The sequence below is a fragment of the Prevotella sp. TF12-30 genome (assembly GCF_003436715.1).
GTDB lineage: Bacteria > Bacteroidota > Bacteroidia > Bacteroidales > Bacteroidaceae > Prevotella > Prevotella copri_A.
Map to the genome: position 1 here is coordinate 152366 of NZ_QSQJ01000002.1, position 20498 is coordinate 172863.

Annotated in this window: 16 protein-coding genes; 4 read left to right on the forward strand and 12 right to left on the reverse strand. The window is 48.7% G+C overall.

Annotated elements, in window-relative coordinates; all coding sequences use genetic code 11:
- Positions 1–58 precede the first annotated feature (58 nt).
- The 11 genes from fucP to DXD25_RS01805 all read right to left on the reverse strand — a co-directional run bounded on the left by fucP (position 59) and on the right by DXD25_RS01805 (position 15488).
- Complete coding sequence (fucP, locus tag DXD25_RS01755; protein WP_117661509.1) at positions 59–1387, reverse strand: L-fucose:H+ symporter permease; 1329 nt, start codon at positions 1385–1387, stop codon at positions 59–61.
- A gap of 54 nt (positions 1388–1441) precedes the next feature.
- On the reverse strand, positions 1442–2833 hold the full coding sequence (locus tag DXD25_RS01760; RefSeq protein ID WP_117661510.1) for a rhamnulokinase family protein: 1392 nt from the start codon (positions 2831–2833) through the stop codon (positions 1442–1444).
- Between the two features lie 117 nt (positions 2834–2950).
- Positions 2951–3586 carry a class II aldolase/adducin family protein gene (locus DXD25_RS01765; protein ID WP_117661511.1) on the reverse strand — a complete coding sequence of 212 codons (636 nt, stop codon included), beginning with the start codon at positions 3584–3586 and terminating at the stop codon, positions 2951–2953.
- 49 nt (positions 3587–3635) lie between these two features.
- Positions 3636–5408: an L-fucose isomerase gene (fucI, locus tag DXD25_RS01770; RefSeq protein WP_089545289.1), complete on the reverse strand. Its 1773-nt coding sequence runs from the start codon at positions 5406–5408 to the stop codon at positions 3636–3638.
- 126 nt (positions 5409–5534) lie between these two features.
- Positions 5535–6917, reverse strand: a complete 1383-nt coding sequence (locus DXD25_RS01775) for an alpha-L-fucosidase (protein ID WP_117661512.1) — start codon at positions 6915–6917, stop codon at positions 5535–5537.
- Positions 6914–7684 (reverse strand): HAD family phosphatase, encoded by a 771-nt coding sequence (locus DXD25_RS01780; protein WP_117661548.1) that lies wholly within the window; start codon positions 7682–7684, stop codon positions 6914–6916. The genes DXD25_RS01775 and DXD25_RS01780 overlap by 4 nt, the downstream gene beginning before the upstream one ends.
- 3 nt (positions 7685–7687) lie before the next feature.
- Entirely contained in the window at positions 7688–9046 is a 1359-nt protein-coding gene (locus tag DXD25_RS01785) for a glucose-6-phosphate isomerase (protein WP_117661513.1), read from the reverse strand.
- 43 nt (positions 9047–9089) lie between these two features.
- Positions 9090–10088: an NAD(P)H-dependent glycerol-3-phosphate dehydrogenase gene (locus tag DXD25_RS01790; protein ID WP_089545285.1), complete on the reverse strand. Its 999-nt coding sequence runs from the start codon at positions 10086–10088 to the stop codon at positions 9090–9092.
- A gap of 108 nt (positions 10089–10196) precedes the next feature.
- The gene (gene lysS / locus DXD25_RS01795) at positions 10197–11927 is read right to left on the reverse strand and encodes a lysine--tRNA ligase (protein WP_117661514.1); all 1731 of its coding nucleotides are present in this window, start codon (positions 11925–11927) and stop codon (positions 10197–10199) included.
- 130 nt (positions 11928–12057) lie between these two features.
- Positions 12058–13188: an acyltransferase family protein gene (locus tag DXD25_RS01800; RefSeq protein WP_117661549.1), complete on the reverse strand. Its 1131-nt coding sequence runs from the start codon at positions 13186–13188 to the stop codon at positions 12058–12060.
- A gap of 17 nt (positions 13189–13205) precedes the next feature.
- Positions 13206–15488 (reverse strand): alpha-N-acetylglucosaminidase, encoded by a 2283-nt coding sequence (locus DXD25_RS01805; protein WP_117661515.1) that lies wholly within the window; start codon positions 15486–15488, stop codon positions 13206–13208.
- Positions 15489–15696: 208 nt separating this feature from the next.
- Here DXD25_RS01805 and DXD25_RS01810 point away from each other — a divergent pair, with 208 nt between their 5' ends.
- The 4 genes from DXD25_RS01810 to menB all read left to right on the forward strand — a co-directional run bounded on the left by DXD25_RS01810 (position 15697) and on the right by menB (position 19938).
- Complete coding sequence (locus DXD25_RS01810; RefSeq protein WP_117661516.1) at positions 15697–16149, forward strand: PaaI family thioesterase; 453 nt, start codon at positions 15697–15699, stop codon at positions 16147–16149.
- A gap of 3 nt (positions 16150–16152) precedes the next feature.
- Positions 16153–17199 carry an isochorismate synthase gene (locus tag DXD25_RS01815; RefSeq protein WP_117661517.1) on the forward strand — a complete coding sequence of 349 codons (1047 nt, stop codon included), beginning with the start codon at positions 16153–16155 and terminating at the stop codon, positions 17197–17199.
- Between the two features lie 71 nt (positions 17200–17270).
- The gene (gene menD, locus DXD25_RS01820) at positions 17271–19034 is read left to right on the forward strand and encodes a 2-succinyl-5-enolpyruvyl-6-hydroxy-3-cyclohexene-1-carboxylic-acid synthase (RefSeq protein ID WP_117661518.1); all 1764 of its coding nucleotides are present in this window, start codon (positions 17271–17273) and stop codon (positions 19032–19034) included.
- An 82-nt stretch (positions 19035–19116) separates the two neighbouring features.
- On the forward strand, positions 19117–19938 hold the full coding sequence (gene menB / locus DXD25_RS01825) for a 1,4-dihydroxy-2-naphthoyl-CoA synthase (RefSeq protein ID WP_117661519.1): 822 nt from the start codon (positions 19117–19119) through the stop codon (positions 19936–19938).
- A 42-nt stretch (positions 19939–19980) separates the two neighbouring features.
- On the opposite strand, the gene queF is transcribed toward menB, so the two are convergent.
- Positions 19981–20436, reverse strand: a complete 456-nt coding sequence (queF, locus tag DXD25_RS01830) for a preQ(1) synthase (RefSeq protein ID WP_117661520.1) — start codon at positions 20434–20436, stop codon at positions 19981–19983.
- Positions 20437–20498 lie beyond the last annotated feature (62 nt).

Genomic DNA, 20498 nt, shown 5'->3' on the forward strand with positions numbered 1-20498 from the left:
AGACTATTTAACCAAAAATAAGCAGTGACCGACAACAAACGGCCACTGCTTACTCGATTTAACCTAAAAGTTTGCCAATGCTGCGCAACTTTGTGCGATATCCATAGATGGCAATCACCACGAAACAGATGAATGGAAGAATGAACGATGCATTGGTAGATGGCATTCCGAATACGGTATGCATATCAATGATGGATGCCTGCAAAGGTGGCAGGACACTACCGCCCAGGATTGCCATGATGAGACCGGCTGCACCAAACTTGGCATCATCGCCAAGTCCCCTCAGGGCTATACCATAGATGGTAGGGAACATCAATGACATGCAGGCACTTACTGCTACCAGGCAGTAGAGACCCCAGATGTTGTGAAGGGCAATGACGCCGGCTGTGAAGCAGCCACCTGCTATCGCCAATATCATCAGTAACTGTCCTGCATTGAAGAAGCGGAGGATGAAGGTGCAGATGAAACGGGAACAGCAGAACAGTACCATCGCTACGATGTTGAACTTCTGCGAGGTGACCTCGGCATCAATCTCAGCCATACCTTCCTGCATCAGAATGCGGGTACCATACTGAATGATGAAGGTCCAGCACATAATCTGTGCGCCTACATAGAAGAACTGGGTGAATACGCCTTCACGATAGTGCGGCATGCGGAAGATGCGGCGTAGGGTAGGCATGAAGTTGATCTTGTTGTCTTTCTCGCTGTTCTTCGGCATCTTGGTAAACAGGATGACGAAGAAGATGGTGAGGATGACCAGACCGATAATCAGGTATGGATTGATCAGTACCGAAAGGTCGTATTCCTTGATTGCCTCAAACTCGCTAGCCGAGAGATTGGCGCGCCCAGCCGTATCAAGCGGGTTGAGTTTTGCCTGTATAAAGTTCATCGCCACATACATACCGAGCAGCGAACCCATCGGGTTGAACGATTGCGCCAGGTTGAGTCGGCGTGTTGCCGTCTCCTCCGTTCCCATCGACAGAATGTAAGGGTTGCTCGATGTCTCCAGGAAGGAGAGTCCGCAGGTTAGGATGAAGTAGGCGAGGAGAAATGGATAATATTCGCCCATCATTTTTGCCGGATAGAAGAGGAATGCACCGAAGGCATAGAGTCCTAATCCCAGCAGTACGCCTGCCTTGTAGGAGAAGCGGCGGATGAAGATGGCGGCAGGGAAAGCCATGGCGAAGTAACCGCCGTAGAAGGCTACCTGTACCAGTGCACCATCCGTAGATGACATTCGGAAGATCTTGGAGAATGCCTTCACCATCGGATTGGTGATATCATTGGCAAATCCCCACAGTGCAAAGCACGATGTGATTAATATGAAAGGTACGAGGTAGCTCACCCCGTCTTTCATCAGGATTGATTCTTTCTTTTTTTGTTCCATATTTCAGGTTAATATTGTCTGCGTTTATGTTTGTAGGGTAAATATTCTGATGGATCAGATGCTGTGTCTTACCACAGCTCTCAGCTCGTCGATATCCTTGATTTCTCCCTTGGCAAGTGCCTGGGTCAGGATGTTGCCCATACCCGTAGCCTCTATAGGACCCGCAATGACTGGAACGCCCAATGCTTCGGAGGTGAGACGGTTGAGTAACTTGTTCTGTGAGCCGCCTCCGATGATGTGCATGCACTTGATTGGTTGCGGTAACATCTCGTTGAGGTGAGCAGTGGCCTCGGCATACTTGGCTGCCAGCGACTGGAGTACGCAGCGCACGATTTCTGCCTTGGTCTGAGGTACCTGCAGCTGGTGGGTGGCGCAGTAGTCGATGATAGCCTGCTGCATGGATGCCGGATTCTGGAACGCTGCGTCATCCACAGGGATGATGGCATTGATGTGAGCTTCTTCTGCCAGAGGGAGGATGATGTCGAACTGCTGTTCCTCGCCATTCTCCTTCCATTCAGCCATCAGTCTCTGCATGATCCAGAGACCTGTGATGTTCTGCAGAAAGGTGATGCGACCGCCGATGCCGCCCTCGTTGGTAAACTCTGCCTTTCGGGCTTCCTCGGTAAGGATTGGCTTTTCTATCTCAACACCCAGAAGCGACCAAGTTCCCGAACTGATGAATGCCATCGGGTATTCATCTTCTGTGGCTGGTACGGCTGCTACCGCACTGGCTGTATCATGAGAACCTACTGCGATGACATCCACTTCTCCGAGTCCGGTTTCCTCTGCGATGTCGCGGCGCAGCTTTCCTCTTACGGTGCCCGGCATCACGATCTTGCCGAAGATGTGGCGTGGAAGACCCAACTGGTCGATGGTTTCCCAGTCCCAGTCCTTGGTGGTTGCATTCAGGAGTTCTGATGTGGATGCGATGGTATATTCATTGTTGGCTTCGCCTGTGAGATAGTAGCTGAAGAGGTCTGGGGTGAAAAGCAGATGAGCTGCCTTCTCCAACTGTGGACTGTTGGCTTTCTTCAGACTGTATAACTGGAAGAGGGTATTGATTTCCATCACCTGTGTGCCGTTGATGGCATAATGTGCCGATGGATCAATCTGCTTGAACACTTCTTCCGGCATTCCCTTGGTACGGGCATCGCGATAGCATACCGGGTTGCCCAGAAGGTTGCCGTCCTGGTCGATGAGACCGAAATCCACTCCCCAGGTATCGATGGCGATGCCATCCACCTTGAGTCCCTTGGCTCCTGCCATCTTCAGTCCCGTCTTCATATCCTCGAAAAGGGCGAGGAAATCCCAATAGACGTGGTTGCCTAATCTTACCTGTCGGTTAGGGAAACGATGGATGAGCTCCATTTCGAGCTTGCCGTTTTCTAGTTTTCCGGCAATCACTCGTCCGCTGCCTCCACCGAAATCTATAGCTAGATAAATCATAGTTATTTATAAATGTTTGGGTAGATAAAAGTTGTTTCGTATAAAAAGCGGTAGGAGAGTGCCCCGTTAGCGGGCAGCTTTCTCTCCTACCGCTTCTCTCATATAGAGGATAGAGGCTTATTGTTTCTTACCTAAAACGTAAACCTCGAGATCGTCGATTTCTTCCGGTGTCAGTGTGGTGTATTTGCCGCCACTCTGAACGATGATTCTACAAGCCATCTCAAAGAACATGGCACGCTCGAACACCTCATCGAAATTCTTGCCGCAAACTACCTGTCCGTGCTTCAGCAAGAGAGCAGAGTTGTGATCCTTCAAGGCTGCGATGACTGCTGCTGCCAATTCTGGAGAACCAGGACGATAGTAAGGAATTACAGGGATTTCCTTGCCTACGTGGCATGGAACCTCTGCTGTTACATTGAAGTCCTTTGGAGTTTCCTGCATGCAAGCCACAGCTGTTGCAAAAGGAGACTGGAAGTGGAGAACCACATCGCAGTCAGGACGCTCACGGAGTACACCGAGGTGGAATCCGCTCTCCATAGAAGGTTTAACGCCATTGAGTACTTCGCCCGTTGCTACCAGGCACTGAGATACTTTCTCCTTCTGGAGGCTAGGAACCCATGAACCTGTGCCAGAGACAAGTGCCTCGTCGCCGATGCGCCAAGAAAGGTTGCCACTACTGCAGATGGTGAGAGCTGCATCGCCTACGCGGTGAGCCTGCTCCAGGAATTTCTGAATATGCTCTTCTGTAATCATTTTCTTTTTCTTTCTATTTGAATGATATTCGTACTGATGGTGTTACACCTTATTTATATATAGGACCATAGTTCTTGCAAGCACGGAAGTCTGCACCTTCCTTGTCCATACCGAATGCGTTCCAAGATGCTGGACGGAAGATCTTATCGTCCTCAACATTGTGCATGCATACTGGGATGCGGAGGATAGAGCAGAGCGTGATGAGGTCGGCACCGATATGGCCGTAGCTGATAGCACCATGGTTAGCGCCCCAGTTGTTCATCACTGAATATACATCCTTGAATGGAGCCTTGTCGCAAAGACGTGGAGCGAACCAGGTAGTAGGCCATGTTGGGTCTGTACGCTTGTCGAGAACCTTGTGAATCTCAGGATCAATCTCTACAGTCCAACCTTCTGCCAACTGGAGCACAGGACCAAGACCCTTTACGTGGTTCAGACGAACCATGGTTACAGGCATGCCGCCCTTGCTGAGGAAGTTGGAAGAGAAACCGCCGCCACGGAAGTAGTCACGGTTAGCTGGATACCAGGTAGTTGCCTTCAAACACTTATCTACATCCTCCTCGGTCATCTCCCAAGGCTGCTTCATGATTGGGTTGCCCTCAGCATCTGTAGCCTGACCAGTACCGTCGAGTGTAGTAGCACCTGAGTTGATCAAGTGGATGATACCACCAGCTGCCTGACCTGTAAGTTCCTTACCGGTAACACGCTTCACAGCCTCTGGACTCCAGTAGGTACGAACGTCGCTGAAGATCTGAGCACGACCTGTCAACAGGTGGTTGAACAGCATGGCTACGCCGTTGCCAGCATCATTCTCCGTAGCGAGGATGATAGCCTCACGGATACCGTTCCAGTCGAATGAAGTATTGAGGAGAGCCTCAGGATAGTCGCCGTTAGGATAGAAGTCTGTCCACTGACGCTGTCCCTGGAAACCACCGGCGATAGCATTGTGGCCCAATGCTTCCTCCTTGAAACCTAATTCTTTCAATCTTGGGTTACCGTGCATCAAGTCACGCATGATGATAGTCATCTTCACGATAAACTCCCAGTCAGCATCCTTCTGCTCACGTGTCTTTGCCTTTTCATTGTTGGCGATGTCCTCACCCTCATTGCACATACAGTGCTCGCGGGTCCATGCCATAGCCTTCTCGTACTCCACAGGGTCGTAGATACCCTCAGTCATACGGCGGATAATCTCAGTAAGGTCAACACTTTCGTTGCGCATACCGAGGTACTCCTGGAAGAAGTTAGGGTCAACGATAGAACCAGCGATACCCATGCAGGCGCTACCCATAGAGAGATAAGACTTGCCACGCATGGTAGCTACTGCCTGAGCTGCTCTTGCAAAGCGCAGAATCTTTTCTGCTACGTCAGCAGGGATAGAGTCATCCTCCAAGTCCTGTACATCATGACCGTAGATGCCGAAAGCTGGCAATCCCTTCTGGGCATGAGCTGCGAGAACAGCAGCCAGATAAACAGCACCTGGACGCTCTGTACCGTTGAATCCCCATACTGCCTTAGGCCAGTGTGGATTCATATCCATAGTTTCTGCACCATAGCACCAGCAGGAAGTAACGGTGATGGTAGAGCCAACACCCTCGCGCTCAAACTTTTCTGCGCAAGCAGCACTTTCTGCTACACGACCGATGGTACTGTCAGCGATCACGCACTCTACAGGAGAGCCGTCGCCATTACGTAAATTCTCTGAAATCAGTTTGGCTACAGACTTAGCCAAATTCATGGTTTTTTCCTCGAGGCTTTCTCGTACACCTCCCTGACGTCCGTCGATGGTAGGACGGATACCGATTTTAGGATAGTTACTCATAATTCTTGTTCTTTAAGTTTTTATAGTTACTATATTTTATATACATTATATTATATGTAAGCACAAAGATAGTGATAAAAACTGAATCTTATCACTACCTTTATACTTTTTTATATTTGTTTTTCTTTATTTAGAATTAAACTTGAATGCCAGAGGTTCATTCTTGAGTCCGGATGGAAGGGTAACGGTTACCTGATTGCCCTTGACGGTGTACTTGACAGACTTGCCGTTCTGCAGCAGAACCAGCTTACCCTTAGGCTTGTTTTCTGTCCAGGTAATGGTCTTAGGAGTCTTCTCTCCATCTTCCAGTGCATAGATGGCGTAGAGGGTCTTGCCATTCTTGTCGGCGGTAAACCATACCTTGCCATCATTATAGTGGGCTGCATTGACGGTAGAGTAAATAGCCTGACCGTTCTTGTTGAGCCAGCTTCCTATCCGCAGGAGGGTATTCACAACTTCCGGTTGCAGGGTTCCGTCAGCCTTCGGACCAACGCCGAGTGCGAGACATCCGCCCTTTGCTACAATTTCAGAGAGAATACCGATTACCTTGTTAGGTGACTTGAACTTGGCGTTAGGTGTCCATCCCCATGCATGGCTCAGGGTGATGCAGCTTTCCCAAGGAATATCGAGCTGCTTGGCTGGGATACCCTGCTCTGGAGTCTGATAGTTCTCATTCTTTCCACGAATGGTTCTATCTACGCTGATCATACCCGGATTGCGCTTGCGGGCATCTACCAGAATGGTATCAAGACCAATCTCATCACCGGTAATCCATCCGCCATCGAGCCACAGGATATCGATGTTGCCATAATCGGTGGTCAGCTCGTTGAGCTGGTTCTGGGTAAACTTGCGGTAGTTCTGCCACCAGTCAGGATGCTGCTTCTTCTTGTAGTTGATGCGGCGGTTAGGGGTTGCATAATAAGGATTCCAGAACCATTTGCTGTGCCAGTCTGGTTTGGAGAAATAACAACCGATCATGAATCCCTTGTTTCGGTAGGCATTGAATACCTCCTTGGCGATGTTGTGGCGTGGATCCTTGCCGAAAGGTCCATGGGCAATGGAGAAGTCGGTATATTTGGTATCAAACATGCAGAAGCCGTCGTGGTGCTTGGTGGTGAAGATCATATACTTCATACCTGCCTTTTTCATCACGTCAGCCCATTTGCTAGGGTCGAAGTTCACTGGGTTGAGGGAATCTTTCTGACTCCAGTACCATGCCTTGTCCTCCTCGTAGGTTGGTTTGCGCTCACGTACAATCCAGTCTTCCGAACAGATTGACCAGGATTCTACAACGCCGGGTACACTATAGAGTCCCCAGTGCATCAATACACCGAACTTTTGGTCCTGCCAGTGTTTGAGTTTTGTTAATACTTGTGGATCTGTTGGCCAGATGTAATCTTCTGTGTTTGACTGTTGGTGAACGAAGCTCTGTGCTTCCTGTGCCTGCATCTGGGTAGTGAATCCTGCAGACAAGGCAAGGCCGAGCATCATTAATTTGAAATGTTTCATATACCTTGATAGTTAAATTGAACGGATATATTGCCTGTTTCTTTTGCTGCATCAATCAAGTTTCCAAAGTCATCGCAGAACTCTGTCATCTGATGATAGAGCAAGTTGCTGCCTTTATCAGATAACTCTGTATCTGGCAGAGGACCGGAGTTGATGGCTACGGTGAAGATGTTGGCTGCTACACCGGCACGAACGCCCAAAGGAGCATTCTCTACCACAATGCCTTCCCAAGGCTGCAGGTTGCCAGCTTTCTGCAATCCCATCAGATAAGGATCTGGATTTGGCTTGCCTCGCTTCACATCATAAGCAGTTACGATATGCGCTTCATCGAGATATTCGCCGAAGTCATTGAGAAGTCTCTGGATGAGTGGGCGCTGACCGCTGCCCGTTACGACTCCTACCTGCATACCGGCTTCCTTGATCTTCTGCATGATTTCCTTCACACCAGGGAAAATCTCGGCGGTAGGCATGGAGTGGAAGACGTCTGTCTTCACATCATACATCTTCTGTGCTTCATCCAGCGTGATGTCGATACCCTTCTGCTTCTTCACCATCATCTGGATGGTGTCGATGCCTCGGGCTCCCTCGGTGGCATAGGCATCTGCGGCAGTCATGTGGATGTCAAACTGCTTCATTGACTCCTGCCAAGCCACGGCATGGTTGGGCATACTGTTATACAATACACCATCCATATCAAAAAGAACGGCTTTAGGGTTGAATTCCCCAAAGCCGTGGTCTTTTAAGTATTTTGAAATAATTTCCTTCATCAATTACTTCTCGTTAGCCAGACGCTCCTGGATAGCCTTGCTCTCTGCCTCATAACCTGGCTTGTTGAGCAATGCGAACATATTCTTCTTGTATGCCTCAACACCTGGCTGGTTGAATGGGTTCACCTCTTCCAAGAGACCGCTGATACCGCAAGCCTTCTCGAAGAAGTAGATCAACTGACCGAGATAGTAAGCGTTCAACTCAGGTACGTTAACCAGGATGTTAGGAACACCACCGTCAACGTGAGCCAGACGTGTACCAAGCTCAGCCATCTTGTTCACTTCGTCAACACGCTTGCCCTCGAGGAAGTTCAAACCGTCGAGGTTCTCATCGTCGTGAGGGAAGAGCAACTTCTCGTTAGGAGTCTCTACGCTGATAACAGTCTCGAAGATAGAGCGCTCGCCTTCCTGAATCCACTGACCCATAGAGTGAAGGTCGGTAGTGAAGTCGCAAGCTGCTGGGAAGATACCCTTCTGGTCCTTACCCTCGCTCTCACCATAGAGCTGCTTCCACCACTCAGCGAAGTAGTGAAGCTTAGGCTGGAAGTTGCATACAATCTCAATCTTCTTGCCAGCCTGAGTATAGAGAGCCTGACGTGTAGCTGCATAGATAGCAGCAGGGTTCTCCTCGAAAGCTACGTCCTTGCCGCAAGCCTTCTCCATCTCTACAGCACCAGCTACGAGCTGCTTAACATCGAAACCAGCTACAGCGATAGGCAACAGACCTACTGGAGTAAGAACAGAGAAACGGCCACCTACATTGTCAGGGATGATGAAGCTCTTGTAACCCTCCTTGTCAGCGCAAGTACGTGCAGCACCCTTCTTAGCGTCGGTTACAGCAACGATAACATCCTTAGCCTCTTCCTTGCCGCGCTGATCCTCGCACTGCTTCTTCAAAAGACGGAAAGCGAGAGCTGTCTCAGTTGTGGTACCAGACTTAGAGATATTGATGACACCAAACTTCTTGTTCTTCAAGAAAGAAGTCAACTCGAAGAGGTAATCCTCACCGATGTTGTTACCTGCGAAGAGGATAGTAGGGTTCTTCTTATCGTTGACGAGCCATGCGAAAGAGTTGCCGAGACCTTCGATAACGGCGCGTGCACCGAGGTAGCTACCACCGATACCTGCCACAACAACGACCTCACACTTTTCGCGCAATGTGTTGGCAACAGCCTGGATTTCATTGAGGAACTCAGGAGTGATAGAAGATGGCAAATGCAACCATCCCAAGAAATCGTTACCTTCACATGTGCCGTTCTCAAGAGCTTCCTGAGCGGCCTTTACCTTAGGCTCGTAAGCCTTTACTGCACCCTCTGCGAGGAATGATGCAGCCTTTGTAATGTTTAAGCTGATACTTTTCATTTTTCCTTTTAAATATCTAAATGAATGTGTTAATGTTTCTCCTTTATCTGAACGAGTCGGTCAAGAGCTTGATTTCGATTTGCGGACTGATACGCTCGTACAATATATTATATACGGCATCGAGAATCGGCATGTTGACGTGCATGTGGCGATTGATTTCCTTCATACACTTCGTGCCGAAAAATCCCTCGGCTATCATCTCCATCTCTATCTGCGCACTTTTCACGCTATAGCCCTTGCCTATCATGGTTCCGAAGGTGCGGTTGCGGGAGAAGTTGCTGTAACCCGTTACGAGCAGGTCGCCCAGATATACCGAATCGTACATGCAACGGTCGATAGGGTGGACGGCAGTGAGGAAGCGATGCATCTCCTGTACGGCGTTCGACATGAGTACCGCCTGGAAGTTGTCACCATACTTCAAACCACCACAGATACCTGCTGCAATGGCATACACGTTTTTCAGTACCGATGAGTATTCGATACCGATGACGTCGCTGGAAGTTTTGGTCTTGATATACTCACTCGCCAAACAGTCGTTGGCGAAGGCATGCGCTTTGTCTGTGTCGCTGCAACCCACGGTGAGGTAACTCAATCGCTCCAAGGCTACCTCCTCGGCATGAGAAGGACCGCCGATACATGCCAGGTTCTCGTATGGTACGTCATAAACCTGATGGAAATATTCCGAGCAGACAAGGTTCTCATCAGGCACGATACCCTTGATGGCTGTGATGATGAACTTGTCGCTGATCCGTGTCTTGAGTTTCTTGAGATGGTTCTTCAGGTAAGGCGATGGGGTAACGAATACGAGTGTATCGTAGTTCTGCACTATCTTGTTGATGTCGGAAGAGAAGAATATCTCATCCACATTGAATCGTGCTGACATCAGATAGGCAGGGTTGTGGCCCATACGCTTGAAGTCCTCGATGCGGTCATCGCGACGCATATACCAACCTATGTGATGAGTATGTCCCACCACAATCTTGGCTATTGCTGTAGCCCAGCTACCGCCGCCAATTATCGCTATTTTACCGCAATTATACACCTTATTATATAATGTTAAGTGTTAAATGTTCTCAAGTTTTTTCAAGAATTAGAGAATTGGAGAAAAGATCTGAAATTCTCTAATTCTTGAAACGGAATAAACTTGATTTTATTTGTTTGCTGCGTCAATCCAGCCCTGAATGTCGTCAACAGAAGGTTTGTCATAGCCGAGCTTGTACTTCTTGTTGATTTCTCCAATCTTCTGCTGGAGTCCCTGAGCCTTCTCTTCACGGATATCAGAGATGAGGTTGAAACCTGCCTTGCGGAGTACGTATGCCCAATCCTCTGGCACGCCAATCTCTGCCCATTCCTTGATGGTGCTCTGTGGCATCTTCTTCTCTGGCTTCATCTGTGGGAAGAACAATACCTCCTGGATGAAGGTCTTGCCGGTCATCAGCATTACCAAGCGGTCGATACCGATACCGATACCTGATGTTGGAGGCATACCGTACTGGAGGGCACGGAGGAAGTCCTGATCGATGATCATTGCCTCGTCATCACCCTTGTCGGCAAGCTTCATCTGGTCGATGAAACGCTCTTCCTGGTCGATTGGGTCGTTGAGCTCAGAGTATGCGTTGGCAAGCTCCTTACCGTTTACCATCAACTCGAAACGCTCGGTCAAGCCTGGCTTAGAACGGTGCATCTTGGTCAATGGAGACATCTCTACAGGATAGTCGGTGATGAAGGTTGGCTGGAGGAAAGTACCCTCGCAGAACTCACCGAAGAGTTCGTCGATCAACTTACCCTTACCCATGGTCTCATCTACATCCATGCCCTTCTCCTTGCAGAATGCGCGGATTTCTTCCTCGGTCTTGCCGTTGCAGTCGAAACCGGTCTTCTCCTTGATGGCATCGAGGATAGGCAGACGGCGATATGGAGCCTTGAAGCTGATGATGTTGCCATCAATCTCACGCTCAGGCTTGCCGTTGACAGCGATACAGATAGTCTCGAGCAACTTCTCTGTGAATGCCATCATCCAGTTGTAGTCCTTGTACTGAACATAAAGCTCCATACAGGTGAACTCTGGGTTGTGGTTACGGTCCATACCCTCATTGCGGAAGTTTTTGCCAATCTCATAGACACCCTCGAAACCACCTACGATGAGGCGCTTCAGATAAAGCTCGGTAGCAATACGCATGTACATATCCTGGTCGAGTGCGTTGAAGTGGGTGATGAATGGGCGGGCAGAAGCACCACCGGCAATACTCTGGAGGGTTGGAGTCTCTACCTCTGTATAACCAGCGTTGTCGAGTACGTTGCGCAGGGTGCGGAGTACGGTAGCACGCTGCAGGAAGGTATCCTTCACGCCGTCGTTTACGATGAGGTCAACATAGCGCTGACGGTAACGCAACTCAGGATCGTCGAACTTGTCGTAAGCTACACCATCCTTGTACTTCACGATTGGGAGTGGCTTCAAGCTCTTGGAGAGCAGGCACAACTCCTTGGCGTGAACAGAAATCTCGCCAGTCTGTGTACGGAAAACGAAACCCTTTACGCCGATGAAGTCACCGATGTCGAGGAGCTTCTTGAATACAGTATTATAAAGGTCCTTGTTCTCGTCTGGACAAATCTCGTCGCGGGCGATATAGACCTGGATTCTTCCCTTTGAGTCCTGCAACTCAGCGAAGCTTGCTTTACCCATTACGCGGCGACCCATCATACGGCCAGCGATAACTACCTGGCGTGGCTCGTCCTCGTCCTTGAACTCAGCCTTGATATCAGTGCTGAATGCATTGGTTGGAAACTCTGCTGCTGGATATGGATCGATGCCCATCTCGCGCAATGTCTGAAGACTCTGTCTGCGAACGATCTCCTGTTCGCTTAACTCTAAAATGTTCATATTATATTCAGATATATCTTTATATTTTCTTATTTTGGTGCAAAAATACAAATAATTTTCCGAACTCGCACCCTATTTTTATGCTTTTTAATACAATAAGGTGATTTATCTATGCAAAAATTGCACGAGCCTATAGTTTGATGAAGATTTTCTTGTGATACATCCAGACTCCCATCACGGCATGGATGGCTACAAAGAAGAGGGCGTAGGTGAGCGATGCCACATAATCATCGGTGATGAGGCTGTGGATGCCGGCAAAGATATCTGCCTTGATGCCGAAGCTGCCGAAGAGGATGGCGAGCGCCTCGCTCATCACATAGAGAAAGAGTGGGTTCATGCCAAAGGCGAGCAATCCCCTGGTCAGGATGTTGTCTTTCTGCGGCTTCTTCTGGCTGTCGCCTGTCGCAGCTGAATCGGTAGCTGCACCTCTTCCGTCGATAAACTGTACCAGGATGCCCAATATCCAGGATGCGAATCCGCAGGTTACGAATACGTAGCTGGGACTCCAGATGCGCTTGTTGATTCCGAAACCTATCAGGGAGAGTCCGAATCCCAGGGCTACCATCACAAGACCTGCCACTTTCAAGACTTTGATCTTGGATTCTACAGTCTGTCCCGCAATGGAGATGTATTTGCAGCAGAGGAATCCTATCATCGTATGGGCGATGGCTGGAATCGTGCTCAGCAGTCCTTCAGGATCTACCGGACTTCTATGATAGAGATGGTCGATGCCGAAGATGCTTCTATCTACCTGTGCCAGGATGTTGATGGAGGCATCGTATGCATAGCCGTTGCCAAATACCAGGATTCCCATATAGATGACAATCAGTCCGATGATGGTATGGATGAAGTAACGGTGGTTCAGGGTGATGGCAAGCATAGCCACTACTCCGTAGCAGAGGGCGATGCGCTGCAGGACAGCCCAGATTCTGAGGTGGGCAAAGTCTAGCCCACCTCCGTTGCATATCATGTCAAACCAGTTGATGCCCAGACCGATGAGAAAGAGCAGGACGGTTCGCTTGGCAATCTTTCTGTAGATGGCGGCAGAAGGCTTGAACTCAGTCTTCTTCAGGGATAGAAAGGTGGACATTCCCATCATGAAGAGGAAGAAGGGAAAGACCAGGTCGCATGGGGTGAGACCATTCCACTTGCTATGCTCCAGGAAACTGTAGTTATGCTCCCCGCCATTGTTTACTAATATCATAAGGGCTACGGTGAGTCCTCGCATCACGTCGAGTGATTTTAATCTGTTCATATTTATCTGATGGATATCATGAATTACTTGATGAAATGAATGACTTCTTTGGCTATGTCTGCAGGATTTCCCTCTGGCTTCGAAGAGTATGGGTTCTTCTGCAGGGTCCAAGGCTCCTCCAGCGCATACCAGTCGATTTTCGGAGCACTAGGCAATGCCAGTTGGAAGAGTTCTGCGGATGTCTTGCCGGCATTCTTGCCACTGCCCAAAGCCTCGTAATCGATGTTCGTGCAAGCCGCCATCTGGTCGGCGAGGGCTTTCATATAGGTACTCCAGCGCTTGTAGTAGAAGTCCTTCAGCAATCCTTGCCATTCCTTATGTCCATAATCTCGCAAGCCTCCATCGTCGGCACAGACACGGTTGCCCCAAGTGGTTATCTGTACGCGGGCATTCCATTCGTAGAGGTCTTTCTCTGCTGCGGTCTTACCCAGGTTGCGCGCTTCCTCTATCCAGTGGCCCAGACGGAATTCCGGACGGGTGGCGAGCAACTTGTCCTGCAGCAGAATCATCTTCAGAAAACGGTCGGCATCCTTGTCAAACTCCTTGCGGGAGAATGATTGATAGTCGGCGATGGTCTTCCAGTACTGTTTGCGTCCCTGGTCGGCGAGAGCCTGTCGGCAGATATCTACCAGATCGTACTCATAGTTGTTGTTGCCACGGTATTTGTCTGCAACACTGGCAAAGAGGATGGCTGCCTGTCGGGTATCCTCTGGGTCGTAATAGTTGCGCATCTTCGACCAGCTGGAAACCTGGAAGTTGTTGAGCGAAGGGCGACCGCAGAAGATGCTCTCGTGAGTACCCTGCTGGTTGTTGCCCACCGGACAGTTGTAGATGCTCTGCGCCAGGAGCGCCCATGCCTTCTCGATGGTTGCATCGTGTACCCCATATCGGGCATAGCAGTATTCCTTGAGCCAGTCTTCCTTGGTAGTCTTCTCGGCACGCCAAGGCAGTTCGCTCATCAGTTCAAACATCACAGGGTTGTTTTCCGAACCCTCCATCGTAAAGCCCCAACCCTTGAGCGTTTCACTATTATGATTGCTTTCTCCCTTTTTTCCTGTTGCCAGATAGAAGTTGTTCAGCAGCTGGTCCATTCTTCCATGCAGACCCACATTGCCTCCGAAGTTCTCGAGCATACAGAAGAGCCACTGGTGCTTGCCGTAACCGCCATCCCGCTTCAGAATGCTAGGACCGCCAAACATCGGACGGCATTCTGAGAAGAGGTCGAGTACCAGGATGTCGCCAACCTTCAAGTCTTCAATCATCTGAGGGCGAGGGTTCTCGTTCCATCCCTGTACCACCCAGACCGCCTTTGGGTTGGCACGCTTCATCGCACTCATCAGCGCCTGTCCAGCCTTGGCATAATCTACGGCAGCATCATCTCCACTCTCATGGAAAGGATCCATCGAATAGAAATCTGATTTTCCGTAGAGCTTGGTCAGTTCCTTATAATATAAGTCGGCGATTTCTGTAAATCTGCTGTCGGTAGGAGAGAGGTTGGCAGGACGCTGGTAACCGTTCCACTTGCCGGCATCCGTCACGTTCAGTCCCAGTCTCTTCTTGGCATCATGAGGCACCATTCCGCAATAGCCCGGTAAGACTGGCTTCATGCCCATCTCTTTCATTCTGGCAAGAATCTTTTTCTGCAGGGTTTCCTGCTGCTTATACCAGTTCTGCGGCAACGGACCACCCCAGCCTTCCAGGTTGTTCATTTCCCACCAGGCAAGAAAGGCTGGTCCGGCGATGAACTTGCCCACTTCTTCCTCAGAATAACCGAGTTTCAGGAGCATATTGCGCCATACGCATTCTGTGCCCACGGCAGCCAGCGGCATATTGATACCATGCAATGCCATCCAGTCTATTTCTTTCTGCCATCGGTTCCAATCCCAGAAAGCCATCGTATAAGAAAAGGTGCAGTAATTGAAATCGTAGCGAAGCTTGAGGTCGGTTTCATGGCGCTCTTTCTGTTTTACGGCAGGAAGAACGTTTGGCAATTTTGGACTCATATTGTTCCAGGTGATGTGGATGCCGGCATGATGTTTCAGATACCAGTTGATGCCCACGGCAATATTGACCCAGGAGTTGCCTCGGATGATGATAGGATTGTTTTTGCCGGCCGGTTTGGATGCTGTCGCATTCTTGCCATTTCCTGCCTGGTCTATCTCGAAGAAATCCTTGTCTGATTTTACAAGGATGGTCTTAAACTTGGCAGCAGCCCCCTTGTCGATTCGATTCAGAAGATCGTCTGCCGGATTAGCGTATGCGCCCAGAGTAACGGTGCATAATAGTCCTAGAAGTAATTTTTTCATAAAATTGTTTGTTGTTGTTTCAATATGCTGCAAAGATAGCAGAAAAAGCCGATAATGCCAAGCAAAAAGTGCTTAAAAGATTAAAAAAGACTTATTTATTTTGTTTTGTCTTTAATTTGCATTACTTTTGCAGGAAAATGAGGTGAAGAGCTAAGTGATGATATAGCTTGCATACCCCTAAACGACCAACTTTAAATTTTGATAAAGGATGAACATAGATGAATTAGTAAAGAGAATCAGCAAGACCGATGGACTTTCCAAGACCCTCGGCATGCATTTCATATCTACCCCAGAGCCTGATACGCTTCAGGCTTCCATGAAAGTGGATGAGCGTAACCGCCAACCTTTCGGATTCTTGAGTGGAGGTGCCTCTCTGGCTCTTGCCGAGAATGTAGCAGGCATTGGCTCTCTGGCTTTGTGCCCGGGACAGATTGCTGTGGGCATCAATGTGAGTGGTACTCATGTACAGGCTGTGAGTGAAGGTGATACGGTTACGGCATACGCCAAACTGGTACACAAGGGCAGAACCTTGCACACTTGGGAGGTAGCCATCAAGAATACAGCCGGTGAGTTGATCTGTACCGTGCAGGTAACCAACTATGTGTTTACTCCCAAAAAGAAAGACTCAAAGAAAGAAGAATCTAAAAAGACAGAAGAATAAGGTATGACAGCATTTGCATACTATCGTTTGCCTTATCTGCATCACGCTCATTATGTGGCGCAGCATGAGGGTGAGCCGGAAGTGCTCTCCTCGGTGGCGGAACTGAATGGCAAGGAGGGCTTTGTGATAGCTCCTTTCTCGCCGTCCGGCGATTGCCCTGTGCTGCTCATTCATCCGGATGAAAGCAAGCTTTTGCCCATCTCTGACGCAAAAGTGATTTCAACATCTGATTCTACTCTGGGAGAAGACGCTTCTGATTGTGATGCCTATGCCGAAGATTTTGAATGTTTTCATCAGGAATTGGAGAAAGGTACTTTCAGAAAGATTGTGCTGGCAAGAAAGGCAACTGTGCGAACTGCTGATAAGGATTTCGAAAATCTCTTTATGAAGGCGTGCCGGATGTATCCCCGTCTCTTCGTCTCTCTGGTTTATACCCCACAGTCGGGAATGTGGCTGATGGCTACTCCTGAGATTCTGCTCAAGGGAGAACAGGGAAATATGAGTACGATGTCGCTGGCGGGTACCCAGAAGGCGGAACCGTCCCGCACTGTTGCCGATTATCCGGTGGAGGGCGTGGAATGGTCGCATAAGAATCAGGAGGAGCAACAGTATGTCACGGATTATATCGAAGATTGCATCAAGGCTTTTGCTGATGATTATCAGCTCAAGGGACCTTATACCACGATGGCGGCAAACCTCTATCATCTCCGTACGGATATCAGTTTCCGTCTGCGGGATGAAGGCAGGTTGGGAGATGTGATAGATGCACTCTATCCTACGCCTGCTGTCTGCGGTATCCCGAAGGAGGAGGCCCGCCGGTTTATCCTGCAGCATGAGCACCAGCCCCGCAAATACTATAGCGGTTTTGTGGGACCAATCTCTCCGCAAGGTAAGACCCATCTCTTCGTTTCCCTTCGCTGCATGAATATCCTGCCGGATGGAACCTGTGAACTCTATGCCGGTGGCGGATTGCTCAAGGAGAGCGAGATGGAAAAGGAATGGAAAGAGACTGAAGCTAAGATGCAGACCATCAGACGGGTATTGCTTTAGCTGAGATGGTCAGTTCATCAGACGTGTTTTTCTTTGATTAATTATAAAATCTTAATTATAAATCAGTTTTCGTGTTTAGTAATATCAATAATGTCAACATTCTGACGAGTGTTCTGGCATCTCATGGTGTGAGAAGAGTAGTGGTTTGCCCAGGAAGCCGTAATGCGCCTATAGTGCATAATTTCAATGAGATGGAACGCATTACCTGCTATCCTGTTACCGATGAAAGAAGTGCGGGATTTGTGGCTATGGGCATCGCTATGGGTGATTCTTCTCCATTTCCCGATCCGGTTGCGGTATGTGTTACCTCCGGTTCTGCATTGCTCAATCTCTATCCGGCAGTCTGCGAGGCATATTATCAGAAACTGCCTATCATCGTGATTTCGGCTGATAGACCTGAAGCTTGGATCGGACAGCAGGATGGACAGACCCTGCCACAGGCCAACGTCTTCGGAACGCTGGTCAACAGGAGTGTGAATCTTCCGATTATATCCAATGAGGAACAAGCGTGGTATTGTGAACGGTTGGTTAACGAGGCAATCTATGATTGCATGTATCGAAAGGTAGGCCCTGTACATATTAATATACAGATTCCTGAACCGCTCTATCAGTTTACGGTAGCTGAACTTCCTAAAGTTAATTCTGTGAGGCATGTGCAAAGCAATGAATTTAAAAGCAATGTTATATATATGCTGGATTTTATGGGTGCTAAAAAGCCAATGGTTGTAATGGGACAAGATAGTCCGCAAACCAGAGTTCGTGCCATCGGTTACCTGTCTTCACGGGCTGTAATGCTTGTGGAGCCTACAACTTTGAATTTGCCGGACAGAGATTGTCTAGACTCGGATTTCAAAGGAAGTCCTAAGGTGGTAAATTTTGATGAGGTATTGTATAAGGTGGGGGATGATGAGGATTATATGCCTGATTTTATACTCTATGTAGGAGGTAATTTGGTGAGCAAGCGACTGAAGCAGTTCCTGCGTCTTGCGGCAAAGAAGGGAGCAACGGTGTGGCGTGCAAGTGCCGATGGAGATTACATTGATACCTTTATGCATGTTGACAAAATCTTCCAATGTGATGTTGATCAGATGGCGTTGGAGATGATGTCGTACGAATCTTATTCAGAAGATCATGTGAATGCGTATAGGGAGAGATGGGAGAAAGTGCTTCTGGCGGCAAAGCGTCATGCTTCTGATTACGAACCGCCTTTCAGCAGTATGGCAGCTGTAAAGGCATTTCAGACAGCTTATGAGGCTCTTCCGAAGGATGATATCCTTGAAAGTCGTCTGGTTTATGGCAACAGCATGGCGATTCGTCTGGCCTGCATCTATTCCCACTACTATGTGCATTGCAATCGTGGTGTGAATGGTATCGAGGGAACGTTGTCTTCGGCGGTTGGCTTGTCTATTTATCTTTCGGAGTCTCATTGTTCTGATGCCAAGAACCAGCAGAAGGTATTCTGTGTGTTGGGCGACTTGAGTTTCTTCTACGATCAGAATGCTCTCTGGAATCAGAATCTCAATGGCAGCCTTCGCATCTTGCTCTTGAACAATGGCGGCGGAGCCATCTTTGCCAAGTTCAAGGGATTGAAGGAGAGTGCTGCGCGCGAGAAACTGGTGATGGCTGAGCATTGTACCTCGGCTTATCACATCTGCCAGGCACAGAATGTAGCCTATCAGAATGCCGATGATATGAGTTCGTTACACGAGGGCATCGACTGGCTCATCCATACCGAGTCTGACAGACCAATGCTCCTGGAAGTGCTAACGGATATAGAAACTGATAATCAGGTTCTGGAAGAATATTATAATAGTTTAGAGTTATCGTCTGAGTAAGGTGGCTGATTCATCCTTTCAGAAAATAACCTGAAAGTAATTATAAAGTTCAAAGTTCAAAATTCAAAGTTCAAAGTAGAATATGAGAGAATGGAAAAAGATAGAAGGTTTTGATTTCAAGGAAATCATCTTCGAGGAGTATAATCATATCGCTAAGATTACCATCAATCGTGAGCGTTATCGCAATGCCTTCACCCCATTGACCACCTGGGAGATGGCGCAGGCTTTCAACTACTGTCGTGACTGTCTGGATATCCGTGTGGTTATCCTGACGGGTGCTGGCGACAAGGCTTTCTGTGCCGGTGGTGATATGCATGTGAAGGGCAGAGGTGGATATGTAGGCAACGACGGCGTGCCTCGTCTCAACGTGCTCGATGTACAGATGCAGATTCGCCGCTTGCCAAAGCCTGTTATCGCCATGGTAAATGGTTATGCCATCGGTGGCGGTCATGTGCTCCATGTGATGTGCGACCTGACCATCGCATCTGAGAATGCCATCTTTGGTCAGACCGGTCCTAAGGTGGGAAGCTTTGATGCCGGTTTCGGTTCTTCTTATCTGGCACGAATGGTAGGTCAGAAGAAGGCTCGTGAAATCTGGTTCCTCTGCAAGCAGTATTCTGCAAAAGAGGCTGAGGAGATGGGAATGGTAAACAAGGTGGTTCCTCTCGATCAGTTGGAGGATACCTGTGTAGAGTGGGCTGAAATCATGATGGAGCGTTCTCCTTTGGCTCTCCGTATGATCAAGGCTGGATTGAATGCCGAGTTGGATGGTCAGGCAGGTATCCAGGAGTTGGCTGGCGATGCCACCATGCTCTATTATACCATGGATGAGGCACAGGAAGGCGGTAAGGCTTTCCTGGAGAAGCGCAAGCCTCGCTTCGGGGATTATCCTCAGTTCCCATAATAAAAAACTCGGAAGATACATTTCTATATCTTCCGAGTTTTTTTATTCGTGAGTAGCGAATCTCTGTTCTGCGAGCTTCTCATATTTGGTTCCTGGCTTGCCATAGTTGGCGTAAGGCCAGATGCTGATGCCGCCGCGAGGAGTAAAGATACCTGTTACTTCAATATACTTTGGATCCATCAGCTTGATGAGGTCCTTCATGATGATGTTCACGCAGTCCTCGTGAAAATCACCGTGGTTGCGGAAACTGAAGAGATAGAGCTTCAGGCTCTTGCTCTCTACCATCTTCACGTCAGGAATATAGCTGATGCGAATCTCAGCAAAGTCAGGCTGACCCGTGATAGGGCAGAGGGATGTAAACTCTGGGCAGTTGAAACGTACCCAGTAATCATTGCCAGGGTGCTTGTTCACGAAGGTCTCCAATACCTCTGGCGCATAATCCATTCTATATTGGGTCTTGGCACCCAGTGCCTTCAACCCATCTTCTTTTCTATCCATAGTTCTATTCTATTGTTTAATTCTAATGTTTCGTATTTTTGGGAGCAATCTCTTTCTGAAAG